The organism is Pseudomonas alliivorans, assembly GCF_017826695.1.
Taxonomy (GTDB): Bacteria; Pseudomonadota; Gammaproteobacteria; order Pseudomonadales; family Pseudomonadaceae; genus Aquipseudomonas; species Aquipseudomonas alliivorans.
This window is the reverse complement of record NZ_JAFFZW010000009.1, coordinates 189,216-211,166: the sequence shown is the minus strand read 5'-3', so window position 1 is coordinate 211,166 and position 21,951 is coordinate 189,216. Positions and strand designations below refer to the sequence as shown.

General features: G+C 55.5%; 26 protein-coding genes. All 26 read left to right on the top strand.

What is annotated here, in order from left to right; genetic code table 11:
* Positions 1–153: 153 nt before the first annotated feature.
* The 26 genes from rpoB to rpmD all read left to right on the top strand — a co-directional run bounded on the left by rpoB (position 154) and on the right by rpmD (position 21,948).
* Positions 154–4,227 carry a DNA-directed RNA polymerase subunit beta gene (gene rpoB, locus JTJ32_RS21670; protein ID WP_099227159.1) on the top strand — a complete coding sequence of 1,358 codons (4,074 nt, stop codon included), beginning with the start codon at positions 154–156 and terminating at the stop codon, positions 4,225–4,227.
* A gap of 64 nt (positions 4,228–4,291) precedes the next feature.
* Positions 4,292–8,491 carry a DNA-directed RNA polymerase subunit beta' gene (gene rpoC / locus JTJ32_RS21665; RefSeq protein WP_099227158.1) on the top strand — a complete coding sequence of 1,400 codons (4,200 nt, stop codon included), beginning with the start codon at positions 4,292–4,294 and terminating at the stop codon, positions 8,489–8,491.
* Between the two features lie 194 nt (positions 8,492–8,685).
* Positions 8,686–9,057, top strand: coding sequence for a 30S ribosomal protein S12 (gene rpsL / locus JTJ32_RS21660; RefSeq protein WP_002555494.1), 372 nt, complete (start codon positions 8,686–8,688; stop codon positions 9,055–9,057).
* Between the two features lie 122 nt (positions 9,058–9,179).
* On the top strand, positions 9,180–9,650 hold the full coding sequence (rpsG, locus tag JTJ32_RS21655) for a 30S ribosomal protein S7 (protein WP_002555493.1): 471 nt from the start codon (positions 9,180–9,182) through the stop codon (positions 9,648–9,650).
* Between the two features lie 30 nt (positions 9,651–9,680).
* On the top strand, positions 9,681–11,786 hold the full coding sequence (fusA, locus tag JTJ32_RS21650; RefSeq protein ID WP_099227157.1) for an elongation factor G: 2,106 nt from the start codon (positions 9,681–9,683) through the stop codon (positions 11,784–11,786).
* A 31-nt stretch (positions 11,787–11,817) separates the two neighbouring features.
* Positions 11,818–13,011, top strand: coding sequence for an elongation factor Tu (gene tuf, locus JTJ32_RS21645; protein ID WP_099227156.1), 1,194 nt, complete (start codon positions 11,818–11,820; stop codon positions 13,009–13,011).
* A 141-nt stretch (positions 13,012–13,152) separates the two neighbouring features.
* Positions 13,153–13,464, top strand: a complete 312-nt coding sequence (gene rpsJ / locus JTJ32_RS21640; protein ID WP_003186070.1) for a 30S ribosomal protein S10 — start codon at positions 13,153–13,155, stop codon at positions 13,462–13,464.
* A gap of 81 nt (positions 13,465–13,545) precedes the next feature.
* Positions 13,546–14,181, top strand: a complete 636-nt coding sequence (rplC, locus tag JTJ32_RS21635) for a 50S ribosomal protein L3 (RefSeq protein ID WP_024687032.1) — start codon at positions 13,546–13,548, stop codon at positions 14,179–14,181.
* Between the two features lie 12 nt (positions 14,182–14,193).
* Complete coding sequence (rplD, locus tag JTJ32_RS21630; protein WP_004883668.1) at positions 14,194–14,796, top strand: 50S ribosomal protein L4; 603 nt, start codon at positions 14,194–14,196, stop codon at positions 14,794–14,796.
* Positions 14,793–15,092: a 50S ribosomal protein L23 gene (gene rplW / locus JTJ32_RS21625; RefSeq protein WP_002555488.1), complete on the top strand. Its 300-nt coding sequence runs from the start codon at positions 14,793–14,795 to the stop codon at positions 15,090–15,092. Before rplD ends, rplW begins: the two co-directional genes overlap by 4 nt.
* 14 nt (positions 15,093–15,106) lie before the next feature.
* A complete protein-coding gene (gene rplB, locus JTJ32_RS21620) occupies positions 15,107–15,931 on the top strand; it encodes a 50S ribosomal protein L2 (protein WP_007924198.1) in 825 nt (274 codons plus the stop codon).
* Between the two features lie 16 nt (positions 15,932–15,947).
* Positions 15,948–16,223: a 30S ribosomal protein S19 gene (gene rpsS / locus JTJ32_RS21615; protein ID WP_004883670.1), complete on the top strand. Its 276-nt coding sequence runs from the start codon at positions 15,948–15,950 to the stop codon at positions 16,221–16,223.
* A gap of 13 nt (positions 16,224–16,236) precedes the next feature.
* A complete protein-coding gene (rplV, locus tag JTJ32_RS21610) occupies positions 16,237–16,569 on the top strand; it encodes a 50S ribosomal protein L22 (protein WP_002555485.1) in 333 nt (110 codons plus the stop codon).
* A 13-nt stretch (positions 16,570–16,582) separates the two neighbouring features.
* The gene (gene rpsC, locus JTJ32_RS21605) at positions 16,583–17,269 is read left to right on the top strand and encodes a 30S ribosomal protein S3 (protein WP_003176422.1); all 687 of its coding nucleotides are present in this window, start codon (positions 16,583–16,585) and stop codon (positions 17,267–17,269) included.
* A 12-nt stretch (positions 17,270–17,281) separates the two neighbouring features.
* On the top strand, positions 17,282–17,695 hold the full coding sequence (rplP, locus tag JTJ32_RS21600) for a 50S ribosomal protein L16 (protein WP_002555482.1): 414 nt from the start codon (positions 17,282–17,284) through the stop codon (positions 17,693–17,695).
* Positions 17,695–17,886: a 50S ribosomal protein L29 gene (rpmC, locus tag JTJ32_RS21595; RefSeq protein ID WP_002555481.1), complete on the top strand. Its 192-nt coding sequence runs from the start codon at positions 17,695–17,697 to the stop codon at positions 17,884–17,886. The genes rplP and rpmC overlap by 1 nt, the downstream gene beginning before the upstream one ends.
* A 2-nt stretch (positions 17,887–17,888) precedes the next feature.
* A complete protein-coding gene (gene rpsQ, locus JTJ32_RS21590) occupies positions 17,889–18,155 on the top strand; it encodes a 30S ribosomal protein S17 (protein ID WP_002555480.1) in 267 nt (88 codons plus the stop codon).
* Positions 18,156–18,178: 23 nt separating this feature from the next.
* On the top strand, positions 18,179–18,547 hold the full coding sequence (gene rplN / locus JTJ32_RS21585; RefSeq protein WP_002555479.1) for a 50S ribosomal protein L14: 369 nt from the start codon (positions 18,179–18,181) through the stop codon (positions 18,545–18,547).
* A gap of 11 nt (positions 18,548–18,558) precedes the next feature.
* Positions 18,559–18,873, top strand: a complete 315-nt coding sequence (gene rplX, locus JTJ32_RS21580; RefSeq protein ID WP_002555478.1) for a 50S ribosomal protein L24 — start codon at positions 18,559–18,561, stop codon at positions 18,871–18,873.
* Positions 18,874–18,893: 20 nt separating this feature from the next.
* Positions 18,894–19,433 carry a 50S ribosomal protein L5 gene (gene rplE / locus JTJ32_RS21575; RefSeq protein WP_004883677.1) on the top strand — a complete coding sequence of 180 codons (540 nt, stop codon included), beginning with the start codon at positions 18,894–18,896 and terminating at the stop codon, positions 19,431–19,433.
* A gap of 13 nt (positions 19,434–19,446) precedes the next feature.
* Positions 19,447–19,752 (top strand): 30S ribosomal protein S14, encoded by a 306-nt coding sequence (rpsN, locus tag JTJ32_RS21570; protein WP_020290699.1) that lies wholly within the window; start codon positions 19,447–19,449, stop codon positions 19,750–19,752.
* A gap of 213 nt (positions 19,753–19,965) precedes the next feature.
* Positions 19,966–20,358 carry a 30S ribosomal protein S8 gene (gene rpsH / locus JTJ32_RS21565; protein ID WP_004883681.1) on the top strand — a complete coding sequence of 131 codons (393 nt, stop codon included), beginning with the start codon at positions 19,966–19,968 and terminating at the stop codon, positions 20,356–20,358.
* Between the two features lie 12 nt (positions 20,359–20,370).
* Positions 20,371–20,904, top strand: coding sequence for a 50S ribosomal protein L6 (gene rplF, locus JTJ32_RS21560; RefSeq protein WP_004883684.1), 534 nt, complete (start codon positions 20,371–20,373; stop codon positions 20,902–20,904).
* 10 nt (positions 20,905–20,914) lie between these two features.
* Positions 20,915–21,265 (top strand): 50S ribosomal protein L18, encoded by a 351-nt coding sequence (rplR, locus tag JTJ32_RS21555; RefSeq protein WP_002555473.1) that lies wholly within the window; start codon positions 20,915–20,917, stop codon positions 21,263–21,265.
* A 3-nt stretch (positions 21,266–21,268) separates the two neighbouring features.
* Positions 21,269–21,769 (top strand): 30S ribosomal protein S5, encoded by a 501-nt coding sequence (gene rpsE, locus JTJ32_RS21550; protein ID WP_024687031.1) that lies wholly within the window; start codon positions 21,269–21,271, stop codon positions 21,767–21,769.
* A 2-nt stretch (positions 21,770–21,771) separates the two neighbouring features.
* Complete coding sequence (gene rpmD / locus JTJ32_RS21545) at positions 21,772–21,948, top strand: 50S ribosomal protein L30 (RefSeq protein ID WP_003444363.1); 177 nt, start codon at positions 21,772–21,774, stop codon at positions 21,946–21,948.
* The last annotated feature ends 3 nt before the right edge of the window (positions 21,949–21,951 follow it).

Here is a 21,951-nt window from a genome sequence, read left to right as displayed (position 1 = left end):
CCTTTTTCCGTTATAGACGATTGGCACGGTCAACGTCTGTAACGTGCAGGATCCACCGATGACGGTGGCGCAAACCAAGGGGTTTGCACGATTTTCTGGCTGCTTCCGTCGGGAGGGAGCCAAACAAGCAGGTGACCAAGCTGGGGAACGCTGATGGCTTACTCATATACTGAGAAAAAACGTATCCGCAAGGACTTTAGCAAGTTGCCGGACGTAATGGATGTGCCGTATCTCTTGGCCATCCAGCTGGATTCGTATCGCGAATTCCTGCAGGCGGGAGCGACCAAAGATCAGTTCCGCGACGTCGGTCTGCATGCAGCCTTCAAATCCGTTTTCCCGATCATCAGCTACTCCGGCAATGCTGCGCTGGAGTATGTAGGTTATCGCTTGGGCGAACCGGCATTTGATGTCAAGGAATGCGTGCTGCGCGGTGTGACTTACGCTGTACCTCTGCGAGTCAAGGTTCGTCTGATCATCTTCGACAAAGAGTCGTCGAACAAAGCGATCAAGGACATCAAAGAGCAAGAAGTCTACATGGGTGAAATCCCCCTGATGACTGAGAACGGTACCTTCGTAATCAACGGTACCGAGCGCGTTATCGTGTCTCAGCTGCACCGTTCGCCTGGCGTATTCTTCGACCACGACCGTGGCAAGACGCACAGCTCCGGTAAGCTGCTGTACTCCGCTCGTATCATTCCTTACCGCGGTTCGTGGCTGGACTTCGAGTTCGATCCGAAAGACTGCGTATTCGTCCGTATCGACCGTCGTCGCAAGCTGCCTGCGTCCGTACTGCTGCGCGCACTGGGTTACACCACCGAGCAAGTGCTCGATGCTTTCTATACCACCAACGTATTCCATGTTCGCGGTGAAAACCTGAGCCTGGAGCTGGTGCCTCAGCGCCTGCGCGGTGAGATTGCTGTCCTGGACATCCTGGACGACAAAGGCAAGGTCATTGTCGAGCAGGGTCGCCGTATCACTGCTCGTCACATCAACCAGCTGGAAAAGGCCGGGATCAAAGAGCTCGAAGTGCCGCTGGACTACGTCCTGGGCCGCACGACAGCCAAGGTCATCGTGCATCCGGCTACCGGCGAAATCATTGCCGAGTGCAACACCGAGCTGAACACTGAAATCCTGGCCAAGATCGCCAAGGCTCAGGTCGTTCGCATCGAGACGTTGTACACCAACGATATCGACTGCGGTCCGTTCGTCTCCGACACATTGAAGATCGATTCCACCAGCAACCAACTGGAAGCGCTGGTCGAGATCTATCGCATGATGCGTCCTGGCGAGCCACCGACCAAAGATGCTGCCGAAACGCTGTTCAACAACCTGTTCTTCAGCCCTGAGCGCTACGACCTGTCCGCTGTAGGCCGCATGAAGTTCAACCGTCGTATCGGTCGTACCGAGATCGAAGGTTCGGGCGTGCTGTGCAAGGAAGACATCGTTGCGGTCCTCAAGACCCTCGTTGATATCCGTAACGGCAAGGGCATCGTCGATGACATCGACCACCTCGGTAACCGTCGTGTTCGCTGCGTCGGCGAGATGGCCGAAAACCAGTTCCGTGTAGGTCTGGTGCGTGTAGAGCGCGCGGTCAAAGAGCGTCTGTCGATGGCAGAGAGCGAAGGCCTGATGCCTCAGGACCTGATCAACGCCAAGCCAGTGGCTGCGGCGGTGAAAGAGTTCTTCGGTTCCAGCCAGCTTTCCCAGTTCATGGACCAGAACAACCCGCTGTCCGAGATCACCCACAAGCGTCGTGTCTCTGCACTCGGCCCTGGCGGTCTGACTCGTGAGCGCGCCGGCTTTGAAGTTCGAGACGTTCACCCGACTCACTACGGCCGCGTGTGCCCGATTGAAACGCCGGAAGGTCCGAACATCGGTCTGATCAACTCGCTGGCAGCCTATGCTCGCACCAACCAGTACGGTTTCCTCGAGAGCCCGTACCGCGTTGTGAAAGAAGGCCTGGTTACCGAAGAGATCGTTTTCCTGTCGGCAATCGAAGAAGCGGATCACGTCATTGCACAGGCTTCGGCCGCAATGAACGACAAGCAAGAGCTGATCGACGAGCTGGTTGCGGTACGTCACCTCAACGAATTTACGGTCAAGGCACCTGCCGACGTTACCCTGATGGACGTTTCGCCCAAGCAGGTTGTATCGGTAGCAGCGTCCCTCATCCCGTTCCTTGAGCACGACGACGCCAACCGTGCGTTGATGGGTTCGAACATGCAGCGTCAGGCTGTACCTACTCTGCGTGCTGACAAGCCGCTGGTGGGTACCGGCATGGAGCGCAACGTTGCGCGTGACTCCGGCGTTTGCGTCGTGGCTCGTCGTGGCGGTGTGATCGACTCGGTTGACGCCAGCCGTATCGTGGTTCGTGTTGCTGATGACGAAGTTGAAACAGGTGAGGCCGGTGTAGATATCTACAACCTGACCAAATACACCCGTTCCAACCAGAACACCTGCATCAACCAGCGTCCGCTGGTGAGCAAGGGTGATCGCGTTCAGCGCAGCGACATCATGGCCGATGGTCCGTCCACCGACATGGGTGAGCTGGCACTGGGTCAGAACATGCGCATCGCGTTCATGGCCTGGAACGGTTTCAACTTCGAAGACTCCATCTGCCTGTCCGAGCGTGTTGTTCAGGAAGATCGCTTTACCACGATCCACATTCAGGAACTGACCTGTGTGGCCCGTGACACCAAGCTTGGCCCGGAGGAAATCACTGCCGACATCCCGAACGTGGGTGAAGCGGCGCTGAACAAGCTGGACGAAGCCGGTATCGTTTACGTAGGTGCCGAAGTCGGCGCCGGCGACATCCTGGTCGGCAAGGTCACTCCGAAAGGCGAGACCCAGCTGACTCCGGAAGAAAAACTGCTGCGCGCGATCTTCGGCGAGAAGGCCAGCGACGTTAAAGACACTTCCCTGCGTGTGCCGACTGGTACCAAGGGCACTGTCATCGACGTTCAGGTCTTCACTCGCGACGGTGTCGAGCGTGATGCGCGTGCACTATCCATCGAGAAGTCGCAACTCGACGAGATCCGCAAGGATCTGAACGAAGAGTTCCGTATCGTTGAAGGCGCTACATTCGAGCGTCTGCGCTCCGCGCTGGTCGGTCGTGTTGCAGAAGGTGGTGCTGGCCTGAAGAAAGGTCAGGAAATCACCGACGAAGTTCTCGACGGTCTCGAACATGGTCAGTGGTTCAAACTGCGCATGGCTGAAGATGCTCTGAATGAGCAGCTCGAGAAGGCTCAGGCCTACATCGTCGATCGTCGCCGTCTGCTGGACGACAAGTTCGAAGACAAGAAGCGCAAGCTGCAACAGGGCGATGACCTGGCACCGGGCGTACTGAAGATCGTCAAGGTCTACCTGGCAATCCGTCGTCGCATCCAGCCGGGCGACAAAATGGCCGGTCGTCACGGTAACAAGGGTGTGGTCTCCGTGATCATGCCGGTTGAAGACATGCCGCACGATGCCAACGGTACTCCGGTAGACATCGTACTCAACCCACTGGGCGTACCTTCGCGTATGAACGTCGGTCAGATCCTTGAAACCCACCTGGGCCTCGCGGCCAAGGGTCTGGGCGAGAAGATCAACCGCATGCTCGAAGAGCAGCGTAAAGTGGTAGAGCTGCGCAAGTTCCTTACCGAGATCTACAACGAGATCGGCGGCCGTCAGGAAAATCTGGACGAATTCACCGACCAGGAAGTTCTGGATCTGGCGAAGAACCTGCGTAACGGCGTTCCGATGGCTACCCCGGTATTCGACGGCGCCAAGGAAAGCGAAATCAAGGCAATGCTCAAGCTGGCTGACATGCCAGAGAGCGGCCAGATGCAACTGTTCGACGGCCGCACCGGCAACAAGTTTGAGCGCGCCGTAACAGTTGGCTACATGTACATGCTGAAGCTGAACCACTTGGTGGACGACAAGATGCACGCGCGTTCCACTGGTTCTTACAGCCTGGTTACCCAGCAGCCGCTGGGTGGTAAGGCACAGTTCGGTGGTCAGCGTTTCGGGGAGATGGAAGTGTGGGCGCTGGAAGCATACGGCGCGGCGTACACTCTGCAGGAAATGCTCACAGTCAAGTCGGACGATGTGAACGGTCGTACCAAGATGTACAAAAACATCGTGGACGGCGATCACCGTATGGAGCCGGGCATGCCCGAGTCTTTCAACGTGTTGATCAAAGAAATCCGTTCGCTCGGTATCGATATCGATCTGGAAACCGAATAACACGTGACGTGAATCGGGAGCAGGGCGTAAATCCCTGCTCCCTGCTCCGCCAGGAGGAAAGGCCTTGAAAGACCTACTGAATTTGCTGAAAAACCAGGGTCAAGTCGAAGAGTTCGATGCTATCCGCATCGGCCTCGCGTCGCCTGAGATGATCCGCTCGTGGTCGTTCGGTGAAGTTAAAAAGCCGGAAACCATCAACTACCGTACGTTCAAGCCTGAGCGCGACGGTCTGTTCTGCGCCAAGATATTTGGCCCGGTAAAAGATTACGAGTGCTTGTGCGGTAAGTACAAGCGCCTGAAGCACCGCGGTGTCATCTGCGAAAAATGCGGTGTTGAAGTGGCTCTGGCCAAGGTTCGTCGCGAGCGCATGGCTCACATCGAACTGGCTTCGCCAGTCGCTCACATCTGGTTCCTGAAGTCCCTGCCGTCCCGTATCGGCCTGCTGATGGACATGACCCTGCGTGATATCGAACGCGTTCTCTACTTCGAGAGCTATGTCGTTATCGATCCAGGCATGACCACCCTTGAAAAGGGTCAGTTGCTGAACGACGAGCAGTATTTCGAAGCGCTGGAAGAATTCGGTGACGATTTCGACGCCCGCATGGGTGCCGAAGCTGTCCGTGAACTCCTGCACGCTATCGATCTGGAGCACGAAATTGGCCGTCTGCGTGAAGAGATTCCGCAAACCAATTCCGAGACCAAGATCAAGAAGCTGTCCAAGCGTCTGAAGCTGATGGAAGCCTTCCAGGGTTCCGGCAACCTTCCTGAGTGGATGGTGCTGACCGTTCTGCCGGTTCTGCCGCCAGATCTGCGTCCTCTGGTTCCATTGGACGGCGGCCGTTTCGCAACGTCCGACCTCAACGATCTGTATCGTCGAGTGATCAACCGTAACAACCGCTTGAAGCGTCTGCTGGATCTGTCCGCTCCTGACATCATCGTGCGTAACGAAAAGCGCATGCTGCAGGAAGCGGTCGATGCACTGCTGGATAACGGTCGTCGTGGTCGCGCAATCACCGGTTCCAACAAGCGTCCTCTGAAATCCCTGGCTGACATGATCAAGGGTAAGCAAGGTCGTTTCCGTCAGAACCTGCTCGGTAAGCGCGTTGACTACTCCGGTCGTTCGGTTATTACCGTAGGCCCGACCCTGCGTCTGCATCAGTGCGGTCTGCCCAAGAAAATGGCTCTCGAGCTGTTCAAGCCGTTCATTTTCGGCAAGCTGGAAATGCGTGGCCTGGCCACGACGATCAAAGCTGCCAAGAAAATGGTCGAGCGCGAGCTGCCGGAAGTTTGGGACGTTCTCGCTGAAGTGATTCGCGAACACCCAGTGCTTCTGAACCGTGCGCCGACGCTTCACCGTCTGGGTATCCAGGCATTTGAACCCGTACTGATCGAAGGTAAGGCTATCCAGCTGCACCCTCTGGTCTGTGCTGCGTACAACGCCGACTTCGACGGCGACCAAATGGCCGTTCACGTTCCTTTGACGCTGGAAGCCCAGCTCGAAGCGCGTGCGCTCATGATGTCGACCAATAACATTCTGTCGCCAGCCAACGGTGAGCCAATCATCGTTCCGTCGCAGGACGTTGTACTGGGTCTGTACTACATGACCCGTGAAGCGATCAACGCCAAAGGCGAAGGCCGTGTGTTTGCAGACCTGCAGGAAGTCGACCGCGTATTCCGCGCCGGCGAAGCTGCGCTGCACGCCAAGGTCAAGGTTCGCATCCACGAAACGGTCAACGATCGTGATGGTGGCAGCGTCAAGAACACCCGTATCGTCGACACCACTGTCGGCCGTGCGCTGTTGTTCCAGGTGGTTCCGGCCGGCCTGTCCTACGACGTCGTCAACCAGCCGATGAAGAAGAAGGCGATCTCCAAACTGATCAACCAGTGCTACCGCGTGGTTGGTCTGAAAGAGACTGTCATTTTCGCCGACCAGTTGATGTACACCGGTTTTGCCTACTCGACTATCTCGGGTGTTTCGATCGGCGTTAACGACTTCGTTATCCCGGACGAGAAGGCTCGCATCATCGACGCGGCCACCGAAGAAGTTAAAGAGATCGAAAGTCAGTACGCCTCGGGCCTGGTTACTCAGGGCGAGAAGTACAACAAGGTGATCGACCTCTGGTCCAAGGCGAACGACGAAGTGTCCAAGGCGATGATGTCGAACCTCTCGAAAGAGAAGGTCATCGATCGCCACGGTGTCGAAGTCGACCAGGAATCCTTCAACTCGATGTACATGATGGCCGACTCGGGTGCGCGTGGTTCTGCTGCCCAGATCCGTCAGCTGGCCGGTATGCGTGGTCTGATGGCCAAGCCGGACGGCTCCATCATTGAAACGCCGATCACTGCGAACTTCCGTGAAGGTTTGAGCGTACTTCAGTACTTCATCTCGACTCACGGTGCTCGTAAGGGTCTTGCGGATACCGCACTGAAAACCGCTAACTCCGGTTATCTGACTCGTCGTCTGGTAGACGTTGCGCAGGATCTGGTGGTTACCGAAGTCGATTGCGGCACCGAACACGGCTTGCTGATGACGCCGCACATTGAAGGCGGTGATGTTGTCGAGCCTCTGGGTGAACGCGTACTGGGTCGAGTTATCGCCCGTGACGTATTCAAGCCGGGCACCGAAGACGTCATCGTGCCTGCCGGTACACTGGTAGACGAGAAGTGGGTCGAGTTCATCGAGCTGAACAGCATCGACGAAGTGATCGTTCGCTCGCCGATCAGCTGTGAAACCCGCTACGGTATCTGCGCCAAGTGCTACGGTCGCGACCTGGCTCGTGGTCATCAGGTCAACATCGGTGAAGCGGTCGGCGTTATCGCTGCACAGTCCATCGGTGAGCCGGGTACCCAGCTGACAATGCGTACGTTCCACATCGGTGGTGCGGCTAGCCGGACCTCCGCAGCGGACAGCGTTCAGGTGAAGAATGGCGGTACTGTCCGTCTTCACAACCTGAAGCACGTTGAACGTGTTGACGGTCACCTGGTTGCGGTATCCCGCTCCGGTGAGCTGGCAATCGCTGATGACTTCGGTCGTGAGCGTGAGCGCTACAAGCTGCCATACGGTGCAGTGATTTCGGTGAAGGAAGGCGACAAGGTCGACGCTGGCTCTATCGTGGCCAAGTGGGATCCGCACACTCACCCAATCGTCACCGAGATGAAAGGTACTGTTACCTACGTCGGCATGGAAGAGGGCATCACGATCAAGCGTCAGACTGACGAATTGACCGGTATGACCAACATTGAAGTGCTTGATGCCAAAGACCGTCCAGCTGCCGGCAAGGACATCCGTCCGGCCGTTAAGATGGTGGGTCTGGATGGCAAGGATCTGCTGCTGCCGGGTACTGACGTACCTGCCCAGTACTTCCTGCCTGCAAACGCCCTCGTCGGTGTTGCGGACGGTGCACAGATCGCGATCGGTGATGTTATCGCTCGTATTCCGCAGGAAACTTCGAAGACCCGTGACATCACCGGTGGTCTGCCGCGTGTTGCCGACCTGTTCGAAGCCCGTCGTCCGAAAGAGGCGTCGATCCTTGCAGAAGTCAGCGGTACCATCGCGTTCGGTAAAGAGACCAAGGGCAAGCGCCGTCTGGTTATTACCCCGAACGACGGTAGCGATCCGTACGAAGAGCTGATTCCGAAGTGGCGTCACCTGAACGTCTTCGAAGGCGAACAGGTGAACCGCGGCGAGGTTATCTCCGACGGCCCGAGCGATCCGCACGACATCCTGCGTCTGCTGGGTGTGAGCGCGCTGGCCAAGTACATCGTCAACGAGATCCAGGACGTTTACCGTCTGCAGGGCGTGAAGATCAACGACAAGCACATCGAGACCATTCTGCGTCAGATGCTGCGTAAAGTTGAAATTGCCGAGTCTGGCGATTCCAGCTTCATCAAGGGCGACCAGATGGAGTTGACTCACGTACTGGTAGAGAACGAGCGTCTGAGCACGGAAGACAAGTTTGTCTCCAAGTTCACACGCGTCCTGCTGGGTATCACCAAGGCATCGCTGTCCACTGAGTCGTTCATTTCCGCGGCCTCCTTCCAGGAGACAACTCGCGTACTGACCGAAGCAGCTGTGACTGGCAAGCGCGACTACCTGCGCGGCCTGAAGGAAAACGTGGTCGTGGGTCGTCTGATCCCGGCCGGTACCGGTCTGGCGTATCACAGCGAGCGCAAGCGTCGTCGTGATATCGACAAGCCGTTGCGTGTCAGCGCGAGCGAGGTAGAAGCCGCTCTGACTGAAGCGTTGAACTCGAGCGGTAACTGAGAGTAAAGCCTCGGCACTCGCATCAGTCGCACAGCATTCGTGCTGTTCGCCTGATGTGGACGTCGGGGCTTTGTCTTGACTGGGGGCAGGATCCTCTTTAGACTCTTGTACCCCTAAATTTGGCGGGGCTTGTGCCCTGTCATTTGCTTTTCTTGTAAGACAATAGCGTCGCAAGACAACAGTGGAGCTAGTAGATGGCAACTATCAACCAGCTGGTACGTCAGCCGCGTAAGCGTATCGTCGAGAAATCCGACGTGCCTGCGCTGCAGAACTGCCCGCAGCGTCGCGGTGTGTGCACTCGTGTGTATACCACCACGCCGAAAAAACCTAACTCGGCATTGCGTAAAGTCTGCCGTGTGCGCCTGACCAACGGTTTCGAGGTTTCCTCGTACATCGGTGGTGAAGGTCACAACCTGCAAGAGCACAGCGTGGTACTGATCCGTGGCGGTCGTGTAAAAGACTTGCCAGGTGTTCGTTATCACACCGTTCGTGGTTCTCTGGATACCTCCGGCGTTAAAGGCCGTAACCAGGGTCGCTCGAAATACGGTACCAAGAAGCCTAAGTAGTATTTGGTTTCTGATTAAAATTGCAGATTTCTATTTTTCTGAGTCGATAAGAGTAAGGTCGGGCGCATCCTTTTCAGGGTGGTGGTCCCGAGCTAACCTGAAGACCGTTTGAGGGCTTATCCATGCCAAGAAGACGCGTAGCAGCCAAGCGCGAAGTGCTTGACGATCCAAAATACGGAAGCCAGATTCTGGCGAAGTTCATGAACCACGTGATGGAAAGCGGTAAGAAAGCCGTTGCCGAGCGTATCGTTTATGGCGCGCTGGAAAAGGTTAAAGAGCGTAAGAACAGCGATCCCCTGGAAATCTTCGAGAAAGCTCTCGACGCCATCGCTCCGCTGGTCGAAGTAAAGTCGCGCCGTGTAGGCGGTGCTACTTACCAGGTTCCTGTCGAAGTTCGTCCGTCCCGTCGTAATGCTCTGGCAATGCGTTGGCTGGTAGACTTCGCGCGCAAGCGCGGCGAGAAGTCTATGGCTCTGCGTTTGGCTGGCGAACTGTTGGACGCCGCCGAAGGTAAAGGTGCTGCGGTCAAGAAGCGTGAAGATGTGCACCGTATGGCTGAGGCCAACAAGGCTTTCTCGCACTACCGCTTCTAATTTCAGCGTCACTAATTTTGCGAGGGCTTTATGGCTCGTACTACACCGATTGGCCGTTACCGTAACATTGGTATCGTCGCTCACGTGGATGCTGGTAAAACCACCACCACCGAGCGCGTCCTTTTTTACACCGGCAAAAGTCACAAGATGGGCGAGGTGCATGATGGCGCCGCGACCACGGACTGGATGGTTCAAGAGCAGGAGCGTGGTATTACCATTACTTCTGCTGCCATCACTGCCTTCTGGCAGGGTTCGGAAAAGCAGCATAAAGACCAGTACCGCTTCAACGTCATCGATACACCTGGCCACGTTGACTTCACCATTGAAGTTGAACGTTCCCTGCGTGTACTCGACGGCGCGGTCGTTGTGTTCTGTGGTACTTCCGGCGTAGAGCCGCAGTCCGAAACCGTATGGCGTCAAGCCAACAAATACGGTGTTCCACGTATCGTTTACGTGAACAAGATGGACCGTGCCGGTGCTAACTTCCTGCGCGTTATCGCGCAGATCAAGCAGCGTCTGGGCCACACTCCGGTTCCAATCCAGTTGGCTATCGGTTCCGAAGACAACTTCCAGGGTCAGATCGATCTGATGTCCATGGAAGCTGTTTACTGGAATGATTCCGACAAGGGTATGGTTCCTGTTCGCAAGCCTATTCCTGAAGAGCTTCAGGAACTGGCTGACGAGTGGCGCAGCAACATGGTCGAGGCTGCGGCCGAAGCCAGCGAAGAGCTGATGAACAAGTACCTCGAAGGTGAAGAACTCACCAACGACGAAATCAAGGCCGCTCTGCGTCAGCGCACCATTTCCGGCGAAATCGTTCTGGCTGTTTGCGGTTCTTCGTTCAAGAACAAGGGTGTTCCCCTGGTTCTCGACGCCGTGATCGACTACCTGCCGGCTCCAACCGACATTCCTGCTATCAAGGGTTCCAACCCTGATAACGAGGAAGAAGAGATGGAGCGTCATGCAGACGATAACGAGCCGTTCTCGGCACTGGCGTTCAAGATCGCTACCGACCCATTCGTGGGCACCCTGACCTTCGTCCGCGTTTACTCGGGCGTGTTGGCATCCGGCGACGGCGTGATCAACTCGGTCAAGGGCAAGAAAGAGCGCGTGGGTCGTATGGTGCAGATGCACGCAAACGCCCGCGAAGAGATCAAGGAAGTGCGCGCTGGCGACATCGCGGCCCTGATCGGCATGAAGGACGTCACCACTGGTGAAACCTTGTGCAACGCTGACAAGCCAATCATCCTGGTTCGCATGGACTTCCCGGAGCCGGTTATTTCGGTTGCCGTTGAGCCAAAGACCAAGGATGACCAGGAAAAAATGGGTATCGCACTGGGCAAGCTTGCTCAGGAAGACCCTTCTTTCCGCGTAAAAACTGATGAAGAGACTGGTCAGACGATCATCTCTGGCATGGGCGAGTTGCACCTGGACATCCTGGTTGACCGGATGCGCCGTGAGTTCAACGTCGAAGCCAACATCGGCAAGCCTCAGGTTTCCTATCGTGAGCGCATCACGAAGAACTGCGAAATCGAAGGCAAGTTCGTTCGTCAATCCGGCGGTCGTGGCCAGTTCGGTCACTGCTGGATCCGTTTTGCGCCTGCTGACGAAGGTCAGGAAGGTCTGCAATTCGTGAACGAAGTGGTGGGTGGTGTTGTTCCTAAGGAATACATCCCGGCTATCCAGAAGGGTATCGAAGAGCAGATGAAGAACGGCGTTGTTGCCGGCTATCCGCTGATCGGCCTGAAGGCTACCGTGTTTGATGGTTCTTACCACGACGTCGACTCTAACGAGATGGCGTTTAAGGTGGCTGCCTCCATGGCGACCAAGCAACTGGCCCAGAAGGGCGGTGGTGAGTTGCTTGAGCCGATCATGGCGGTAGAGGTTGTTACGCCTGAAGACTATATGGGTGACGTGATGGGCGACCTTAACCGTCGTCGCGGCATGATTCTGGGTATGGAAGATACGGTTTCCGGCAAGGTTATCCGCGCCGAGGTTCCGTTGGGTGAGATGTTCGGTTATGCGACCGACGTTCGCTCCATGTCTCAGGGTCGCGCAAGCTACTCTATGGAATTCAAAAAATACAATACAGCGCCGTCGCACATCGTCGAAACTGTAACCAAAAAACAAGGCTGATTCAGCGCCTTTAGGCTAGGAGTTATTTGTCGTGGCTAAAGAAAAATTTGAACGTAACAAACCGCACGTCAACGTTGGCACCATCGGTCACGTTGACCATGGTAAAACCACGCTGACCGCAGCTCTGACTCGTGTTTGCTCCGAAGTTTTCGGTTCCGCCAAGGTTGACTTCGACAAGATCGACAGCGCCCCGGAAGAGAAGGCTCGTGGTATCACCATCAACACCGCTCACGTTGAATACGATTCGTCCGTTCGCCACTACGCGCACGTTGACTGCCCAGGTCACGCCGACTACGTAAAAAACATGATCACCGGTGCTGCGCAGATGGACGGCGCTATCCTGGTTTGCTCCGCTGCTGACGGCCCGATGCCTCAGACTCGCGAGCACATCCTGCTGTCCCGTCAGGTTGGCGTTCCGTACATCGTTGTCTTCCTGAACAAGGCTGACATGGTTGACGACGCTGAGCTGCTGGAACTGGTTGAAATGGAAGTGCGTGACCTGCTCAGCACTTACGATTTCCCAGGTGACGACACTCCGATCATCATCGGTTCGGCTCTGATGGCTCTGAACGGCCAGGACGACAACGAGATGGGTACTTCGGCTGTCAAGAAGCTGGTTGAAACTCTGGACAGCTACATCCCAGAACCAGTTCGTGCTATCGACAAGCCGTTCCTGATGCCAATCGAAGACGTTTTCTCCATCTCCGGTCGCGGTACTGTTGTAACCGGTCGTGTTGAGCGTGGCATCATCAAGATCCAGGAAGAAGTGGAAATCGTAGGTCTGCGTGACACTACCAAGACTACTTGCACTGGCGTCGAGATGTTCCGCAAGCTGCTGGACGAAGGTCGTGCTGGTGAGAACTGCGGCGTTCTGCTGCGTGGCACCAAGCGTGACGACGTTGAGCGTGGCCAGGTTCTGGTCAAGCCAGGCACCGTCAAGCCGCACACTCAGTTCGAAGCTGAAATCTACGTTCTGAGCAAAGAAGAAGGCGGTCGTCACACTCCGTTCTTCAAGGGCTATCGTCCACAGTTCTACTTCCGTACTACCGACGTAACTGGTAGCTGCGAACTGCCGGAAGGCACCGAAATGGTTATGCCAGGTGATAACGTGAAAGTTTCCGTTACCCTGATCAAGCCTATCGCAATGGAAGACGGTCTGCGTTTCGCTATCCGTGAAGGCGGTCGTACCGTCGGCGCTGGCGTCGTAGCCAAAATCATCGCCTAAGCGTTGATGCCTTGAAAGAGCCCCCGCCTTGCGGGGGCTTTTTTATTGGGTTGACACCCTGTCAGCTCGTCTATAGAATTGCGCCTCCTTTTAACGGGCGTATTGCGCTCGGTGGGAACAGCAATCTGGAGTCTGAATCCAATGCAAAACCAGCAAATCCGTATCAGGTTGAAGGCTTTTGACCATCGCCTGATCGACCAATCAACCCAGGAAATCGTGGAAACCGCGAAACGTACTGGTGCACAGGTGCGTGGTCCGATTCCACTGCCGACTCGTAAAGAGCGGTTCACCGTTCTGGTTTCTCCGCACGTCAACAAAGACGCGCGCGACCAGTATGAGATCCGTACTCACAAGCGCGTTCTGGACATCGTCCAGCCAACGGATAAAACCGTTGACGCTCTTATGAAGCTCGATCTTGCGGCCGGTGTGGAAGTTCAGATCAGCCTCGGCTAAGACTCGGGTCTTAGTCGTGTAACGCTCTGAAATGGGCGGCCATAGCGGGTGAAAGCCCCGTACACTCATGAGGTTTACAACATGACTATTGGTGTAGTCGGTCGTAAATGCGGTATGACCCGTATTTTCACCGAAGAAGGTGTCTCCATTCCGGTCACGGTCATTGAGATCGAGCCGAATCGCGTCACTCAGTTCAAAACCGAAGAAACCGATGGCTATCGTGCAGTGCAAGTCACTGTCGGCGAGCGTCGCGCTTCGCGTGTTACAGCCGCTCAGGCTGGCCACTTCGCCAAGGCGAACGTAGCTGCCGGTCGTACCATCATGGAGTTCCGTCTTGAAGAAGGCGACTACCAGGCTGGCGATCTGATCAACGCTGAAATCTTCGCTGCAGGTCAACTGGTTGATGTAACCGGTCAGTCCAAAGGTAAAGGCTTCCAGGGTACGATCAAGCGCTGGAATTTCCGTGGTCAGGATAACACCCACGGTAACTCCGTCTCCCACCGCGTCCCGGGCTCTATCGGCCAGTGCCAGACTCCTGGTCGTGTATTCAAGGGCAAAAAAATGTCCGGTCATATGGGCGCTGAGCGCGTGACCGTGCAGTCCCTGGAAGTAGTGCGCGTGGACGCTGAACGCAATCTGTTGTTGGTCAAGGGTGCTGTTCCTGGCGCTACTGGCGGCAACCTGGTTGTACGTCCGGCAGCCAAGGCTCGCGGTTAAGGGGAAGCTGACATGCAATTAAATGTAAATGACGCTCAAGCAATCGAAGTTTCCGAACTGACATTTGGCGGCGAATTCAACGAGACGCTGGTTCACCAGGCAGTCGTGGCCTACATGGCTGGCGGTCGTCAGGGTAGCAAGCAGCAAAAGACCCGTTCTGACGTATCCGGTGGCGGTAAGCGTCCATGGCGTCAAAAGGGTACTGGCCGCGCTCGTGCCGGTACTATCCGTAGCCCAATCTGGCGTGGCGGCGGTACCACTTTCGCAGCTCGTCCACAGGACCACTCTCAGAAGCTCAACAAGAAGATGTATCGCGCAGCACTGCGCTCCATCCTTGCTGAACTGGTTCGTACTGATCGTCTGGTCGTGGTTCAGGACTTCGCTGTTGAAGCACCGAAAACCAAAGACTTGCTGAGCAAGCTGAATGGCATGGGTCTGACTGATGTCTTGATCGTGTCTGACGCTGTTGACCAGAATCTGTACCTGGCTGCTCGTAACCTGCCGCACGTTGATGTTCGTGACGTACAGGGTTCCGATCCAGTTAGTCTGATCGCATACGACAAGGTGTTGATCACCGTGTCGGCCGTGAAGAAATTCGAGGAGCTGCTGGGATGAACCAGGAACGCGTATTTAAAGTTCTACTTGGCCCGCACGTTTCCGAAAAGGCCACGGTTCTGGCTGACAAGAAAGGCCAGTTCGTTTTCAAGGTTGCAACTGACGCAACCAAGCTGGAAATCAAGAAGGCCGTCGAAAGCCTGTTCAGCGTGAAAGTAGAGCGTGTTACTACCCTGAATGTTCTGGGTAAGAGCAAGCGCACTGCTCGCGGTCTGGGCAAGCGTAATGACTGGAAGAAGGCAGTTATCTCCCTTCAGCCAGGCCAAGATCTCGATTTCAGCAGCAGTGCTGAGTAAGGAAGGGGTGCATCATGGCAATCGTTAAATGCAAACCGACTTCCCCTGGCCGCCGTTTTGTGGTCAAGGTGGTCAACCAGGAGCTGCATAAAGGCGCTCCTCACGCACCGCTGCTCGAGAAAAAATCGAAGTCTGGTGGTCGTAACAATAATGGCCGTATCACTACACGTCACGTGGGTGGTGGTCATAAGCAGCATTATCGTCTGGTCGACTTCCGTCGCAACGACAAAGATGGCATCGCTGCCACTGTCGAGCGTATCGAATACGATCCAAACCGTACTGCTCACATTGCTCTGCTGCTTTACGCAGACGGCGAACGCCGCTACATCATCGCCCCTAAAGGCGTGAGTGCTGGCGACCAGCTGATTGCGGGTGCTCTGGCACCAATCAAGCCGGGCAACGCTCTTCAACTGCGCAACATTCCAGTTGGTAGCACCGTACACGGCATCGAATTGAAGCCAGGTAAAGGCGCACAGATCGCACGTTCCGCTGGTGCTTCCGCACAGCTGATCGCTCGTGAAGGTGTGTACGTAACCCTGCGTCTTCGCTCCGGTGAAATGCGTAAAGTATTGGCTGAATGCCGTGCAACGCTTGGCGAAGTCTCGAACTCCGAGCACAGCCTGCGTTCGCTGGGTAAAGCTGGTGCCAAACGCTGGCGTGGCGTTCGCCCAACCGTTCGTGGTGTTGCCATGAACCCGGTTGACCACCCACATGGTGGTGGTGAAGGTCGTACCTCTGGTGGTCGTCATCCGGTATCGCCGTGGGGCTTCCCGACTAAGGGCGCGAAGACTCGTGGTAATAAGCGTACCGACAAAATGATCGTCCGTCGTCGCAAGTAAATAGAGGGATACGACAGTGCCACGTTCTCTGAAAAAAGGTCCTTTTATTGATCTTCACCTACTGAAGAAGATCGAAGTGGCGGCGGAAAAGAACGATCGCAAACCAGTTAAAACCTGGTCGCGCCGTTCGATGATCCTGCCACAAATGGTCGGTTTGACCATTGCAGTGCATAACGGTCGTCAGCATGTTCCCGTTCTCGTGAGCGAAGACATGGTCGGCCATAAACTAGGCGAGTTTGCCGGTACCCGCACATATCGTGGGCACGTGGCAGACAAGAAAGCCAAGCGTTAAGGGGTAAGGAACGATGGAAGTAGCCGCTAAGTTGTCGGGCGCTCGAATCTCCGCCCAGAAAGCCCGCTTGGTCGCCGACCAGATCCGCGGGAAGAAGGTGGGCGAAGCGCTCAACCTGTTGGCTTTCAGCAGTAAGAAAGCCGCCGAGATCCTGAAGAAAGTGCTGGAGTCGGCTGTAGCCAACGCCGAGCATAACGAAGGCGCAGACGTTGATGACCTCAAGGTCTCCACCGTTTTCGTCAACGAAGGGCGTTCGCTGAAGCGAATCATGCCACGTGCCAAAGGCCGTGCTGATCGCATCGTCAAGCGGTCTTGCCATATCACTGTCAAGGTTGCTGACAAGTAACGGAGTCGAAGAGATGGGTCAGAAAGTACATCCCATTGGCATTCGCCTGGGAATCGTCAAGGAGCACACCTCCGTCTGGTACGCCGACGGTCGGACTTATGCGGACTATTTGTTCGCTGATCTGAAGGTGCGAGAGTATCTCCAAGACAAACTAAAAAGCGCGTCCGTAAGCCGTATCGATATCCATCGTCCGGCTCAGACAGCACGTATCACCATCCACACCGCTCGTCCCGGCATCGTGATCGGCAAGAAAGGTGAAGATGTTGAGAAACTGCGTCAGGACCTGACCAAGCAAATGGGTGTGCCTGTGCACATCAATATCGAAGAGATCCGCAAGCCGGAGCTGGACGGTATGTTGGTTGCGCAGAGCGTAGCTCAGCAGCTGGAGCGTCGCGTAATGTTCCGTCGCGCTATGAAGCGCGCTGTACAGAACGCAATGCGCATTGGTGCCAAAGGCATCAAAATCCAAGTGAGCGGTCGTCTCGGCGGTGCTGAAATCGCACGTACTGAATGGTATCGCGAAGGTCGTGTGCCATTGCACACCCTGCGTGCCGACATCGACTATGCCAACTACGAAGCTCACACCACTTATGGTGTGATCGGTGTAAAGGTTTGGATCTTCAAAGGCGAAGTAATTGGTGGTCGCCAAGAAGAACTGAAACCACAAGCACCAGCGCCTCGTAAAAAAGCTGCTAAGTAAGGGGTACGCCAAATGTTGCAACCAAAGCGTACGAAGTTCCGCAAGCAGATGACCGGCCACAACCGTGGTCTGGCACTGCGCGGTAGCAAAGTCAGCTTCGGCGAGTTCGCGCTGAAGTCTGTTGCTCGTGGTCGTCTCACCGCTCGTCAGATCGAGTCAGCGCGTCGTGCTCTGACCCGTCACGTAAAACGTGGCGGCAAGATCTGGATCCGTGTATTCCCGGACAAGCCTGTCACCAAGAAGCCACTCGAAGTTCGGATGGGTAAAGGTAAGGGTAACGTCGAGTACTGGGTTGCCCAGATTCAGCCAGGCAAAGTCCTGTATGAAATCGAGGGTGTTACTGAAGAGCTGGCGCGTGAGGCTTTCGCCCTGGCTGCTGCAAAGCTGCCACTCGCCACCTCCTTTGTTAAGCGGACGGTGATGTGATGAAAGCGAATGAACTTCGTGAAAAATCAGCACAGCAGCTGAACGAGCAACTGCTCGGCCTGCTGCGCGACCAGTTCAATCTGCGTATGCAGAAAGCAACTGGCCAGTTGGGGCAGTCTCACCTGCTCTCGCAAGTTAAGCGTGACATCGCTCGCGTGAAGACTGTGCTCAACCAGCAGGCAGGTAAGTAATCATGGCTGAAGCCGAAAAAACCGTCCGTACGCTGACTGGCCGTGTCGTCAGCGACAAGATGGACAAGACCATCACCGTTCTGATTGAGCGTCGCGTAAAGCACCCAATCTACGGTAAATACGTTAAGCGTTCGACTAAGCTGCACGCGCACGACGAAACCAACCAGTGCCATATCGGCGACAAGGTCACGATTCGTGAAACTCGTCCGGTAGCCAAGACCAAGTCTTGGGCATTGGTTGATATCCTCGAACGCGCTGTGGAAGTCTAAGGGCTAAGGGTCGGAGAAATTATATGATTCAGACTCAATCCATGCTCGATGTGGCCGATAACAGCGGCGCACGCCGCGTTATGTGCATCAAGGTGCTGGGTGGCTCCCATCGTCGTTACGCTGGTATCGGTGACATCATCAAAGTAACCGTGAAGGAAGCAATTCCGCGCGGCAAGGTGAAAAAAGGTCAAGTGATGACTGCTGTTGTAGTCCGCACTCGCCATGGCGTTCGTCGTGCAGACGGCTCCATCATCCGCTTCGATGGCAATGCTGCTGTTCTGTTGAACAACAAGCAGGAGCCGATCGGTACCCGTATCTTTGGGCCAGTGACCCGTGAACTTCGTACTGAGAAGTTCATGAAGATCGTCTCGCTCGCCCCAGAAGTTCTGTAAGGAGATCCGACATGCAAAAGATTCGTCGTGACGACGAGATCATCGTGATCGCCGGCAAAGACAAAGGTAAGCGCGGTAAGGTGCTCAAGGTTCTCGCTGACGACCGTCTGGTCGTTGGTGGGATCAACCTGGTGAAGCGTCATACCAAGCCTAACCCGATGTCGGGCGTACAGGGCGGTATCGTCGAGAAAGAAGCGCCACTGCACGCTTCCAACGTCGCCATTTTCAACGGCGCAACCAACAAGGCTGACCGCGTTGGTTTCAAAGTTGAAGACGGCAAGAAAATTCGTGTCTTCAAGTCGACCCAAAAAGCGGTTGATGCTTGAACACTGCTAGGTAGAAGACCATGGCACGACTAAAAGAGATTTACCGGAAGGAAATCGCTCCGAAGCTTAAGGAAGAACTTAAGCTCGCGAACGTGATGGAAGTTCCGCGCGTTACCAAAATCACCCTGAACATGGGTTTGGGCGAAGCGATCGGCGACAAGAAAGTCATCGAGCACGCTGTTGCTGACCTGGAAAAGATCACCGGTCAAAAAGTCGTTGTGACTTACGCTCGGAAATCCATCGCTGGCTTTAAAGTCCGTGAAGGATGGCCGATCGGCGTCAAAGTGACTCTGCGCCGCGATCGTATGTACGAATTCCTGGATCGTCTGCTGTCGATCTCCCTGCCTCGGGTTCGCGACTTCCGCGGCCTGAATGCCAAGTCCTTCGATGGTCGTGGTAACTACAGCATGGGCGTGAAAGAGCAGATCATTTTCCCGGAAATCGACTACGACAAGATCGATGCTCTCCGCGGTCTGGACATCACCCTGACCACCACTGCCAAGAACGATGATGAAGGCCGCGCATTGCTGCGTGCTTTCAAATTCCCGTTCCGCAACTGATTGGAGTAGGAAAATGGCCAAGAAGAGCATGAAAAACCGTGAGCTGAAGCGTCAGCTCACTGTTGCCAAGTACGCCAAGAAGCGTGCCGAGCTGAAAGCAGTCATCGTCGATCTGAACGCAAGTCCAGAAGCGCGTTGGGAAGCTACCGTAGCTCTGCAGAAGCAACCACGTGACGCAAGCGCTTCGCGCATGCGTAACCGTTGCCGCATCACTGGTCGTCCACACGGCGTTTACCGCAAGTTCGGCCTTGGCCGTAACAAGCTGCGTGAAGCTGCCATGCGCGGCGACGTACCAGGTCTGGTCAAAGCCAGCTGGTAAGGCGCAACTCTCGCTTCAATCCGATCGACGGCGCAGGTTGTCGGTTGGAATGAAGCCTGAATTTGAATCAAGCCCCTTTTGGGGCTTGATTCATTTCTGGGGTAGGACTAGAATTGCCGGCTCGCCTGAGCCCGTGTTTTTACTTGCCCGGAAAATCTCGGCGATAAGCTGTAGCCGTAAGGCTAATTATTTTGTTTTAGGAGCGTCTAGCCCATGAGTATGCAGGACCCGTTAGCGGACATGCTAACTCGTATCCGTAATGCCCAGATGGCTGAAAAGCCCGTCGTAAGCATGCCATCTTCCACGTTGAAGGTTGCTGTAGCAAAAGTCCTGAAGGACGAAGGCTACATTGCGGGTTATCAGATCAGCAGCGAAGTTAAACCATCGCTGTCCATCGAGCTTAAGTACTTCGAAGGCCGTCCGGTCATCGAAGAAGTTAAGCGCGTCAGCCGCCCAGGCTTGCGTCAGTACAAGTCCTCCGACGATCTGCCAAAAGTTCGTGGCGGTCTCGGTGTGTCTATCGTCTCCACCAACAAAGGTGTGATGACGGATCGTGCTGCGCGCGCTGCCGGTGTCGGTGGCGAAGTGCTTTGCACTGTGTTCTAAGGGGGGATAAGCATGTCACGCGTAGCTAAGAACCCCGTTAAGCTGCCATCCGGCGTCGAAGTCAAACTCGTCGGCCAGCAGCTTTCGGTGAAGGGTGCCAAGGGCACTCTAGAACTGAACGTCCATTCGTCTGTTGAGATTGTTGAAGAAGCTGGTGAGCTGCGTTTCGCTGCTCGCAATGGCGATCAACAAACCCGCGCAATGGCCGGCACAACTCGTGCACTGGTTAACAACATGGTCCAGGGCGTAAGCCAAGGCTTCGAGCGCAAGCTCCAGCTGGTCGGTGTTGGTTACAAAGCGCAAGCAAAAGGCACGGTCCTGAACCTGGCACTTGGCTTCTCGCACCCGGTGGATTACGAATTGCCGAATGGCATCACCGCTGAGACCCCCAGCCAGACCGATATCCTGATTCGCGGTATCGATAAGCAGTTGGTTGGTCAAGTGGCCGCTGAGATCCGCGACTTCCGCCGTCCTGAGCCTTACAAAGGCAAAGGTGTGCGTTACGCGGACGAAGTCGTCCGCCGTAAAGAAGCCAAGAAGAAGTAGGGCATAGCAAATGACCGTCAAAAAAGTTACCCGACTGCGTCGCGCTCGCAAAGCACGCCTGAAAATGCACGAGCTAGAAGTCGTGCGTCTCTGCGTGCACCGCTCTTCGCAGCACATTTATGCCCAGGTCATTTCGGCCGACGGCAGCAAAGTCCTGGCAAGCGCCTCGACTTTGGACAAAGAACTGCGTGATGGCGCCACTGGCAACATCGACGCGGCCACTAAGGTTGGCAAGCTGGTCGCCGAGCGTGCAAAAGCCGCGGGCGTATCGCAAGTGGCTTTCGACCGTTCTGGCTTCAAGTACCACGGCCGTGTCAAAGCGCTGGCTGATGCTGCTCGTGAAGGCGGGCTGGAGTTCTAAGTTATGGCAAATAACGACCAAAAACGCGACGAAGGCTACATCGAGAAGCTGGTTCAAGTTAACCGCGTGGCCAAAACCGTAAAAGGCGGCCGTATCTTCACTTTCACTGCGTTGACCGTAGTGGGTGATGGTAAAGGGCGTGTTGGCTTCGGCCGTGGCAAGTCACGTGAAGTGCCTGCTGCAATCCAGAAAGCGATGGAAGCTGCTCGCCGCAACATGATCCAGGTGGATCTGAACGGCACCACACTGCAGTACGCAATGAAGTCCGCCCATGGCGCTTCGAAGGTGTACATGCAGCCTGCTTCTGAAGGTACCGGTATCATCGCTGGCGGCGCAATGCGCGCAGTGCTGGAAGTTGCTGGTGTCCAGAACGTGTTGGCCAAGTGCTACGGCTCGACTAACCCTGTAAACGTGGTTCACGCCACTTTCAAGGGTCTGAAGGGCATGCAGTCTCCTGAGTCCATCGCTGCCAAGCGTGGCAAGCGTGTTGAGGAGATCATCTGATCATGGCTACCGTAAAAGTAACGCTGATCAAAAGCATGACCGGCCGCATCCCTAATCACAAATTGTGCATTAAGGGTTTGGGTCTGCGTCGCATCGGTCACACTGTAGAAGTCCTGGATACTCCCGAAAATCGCGGGATGATCAACAAGGCTTACTACATGCTGCGAGTCGAGGGTTAATCG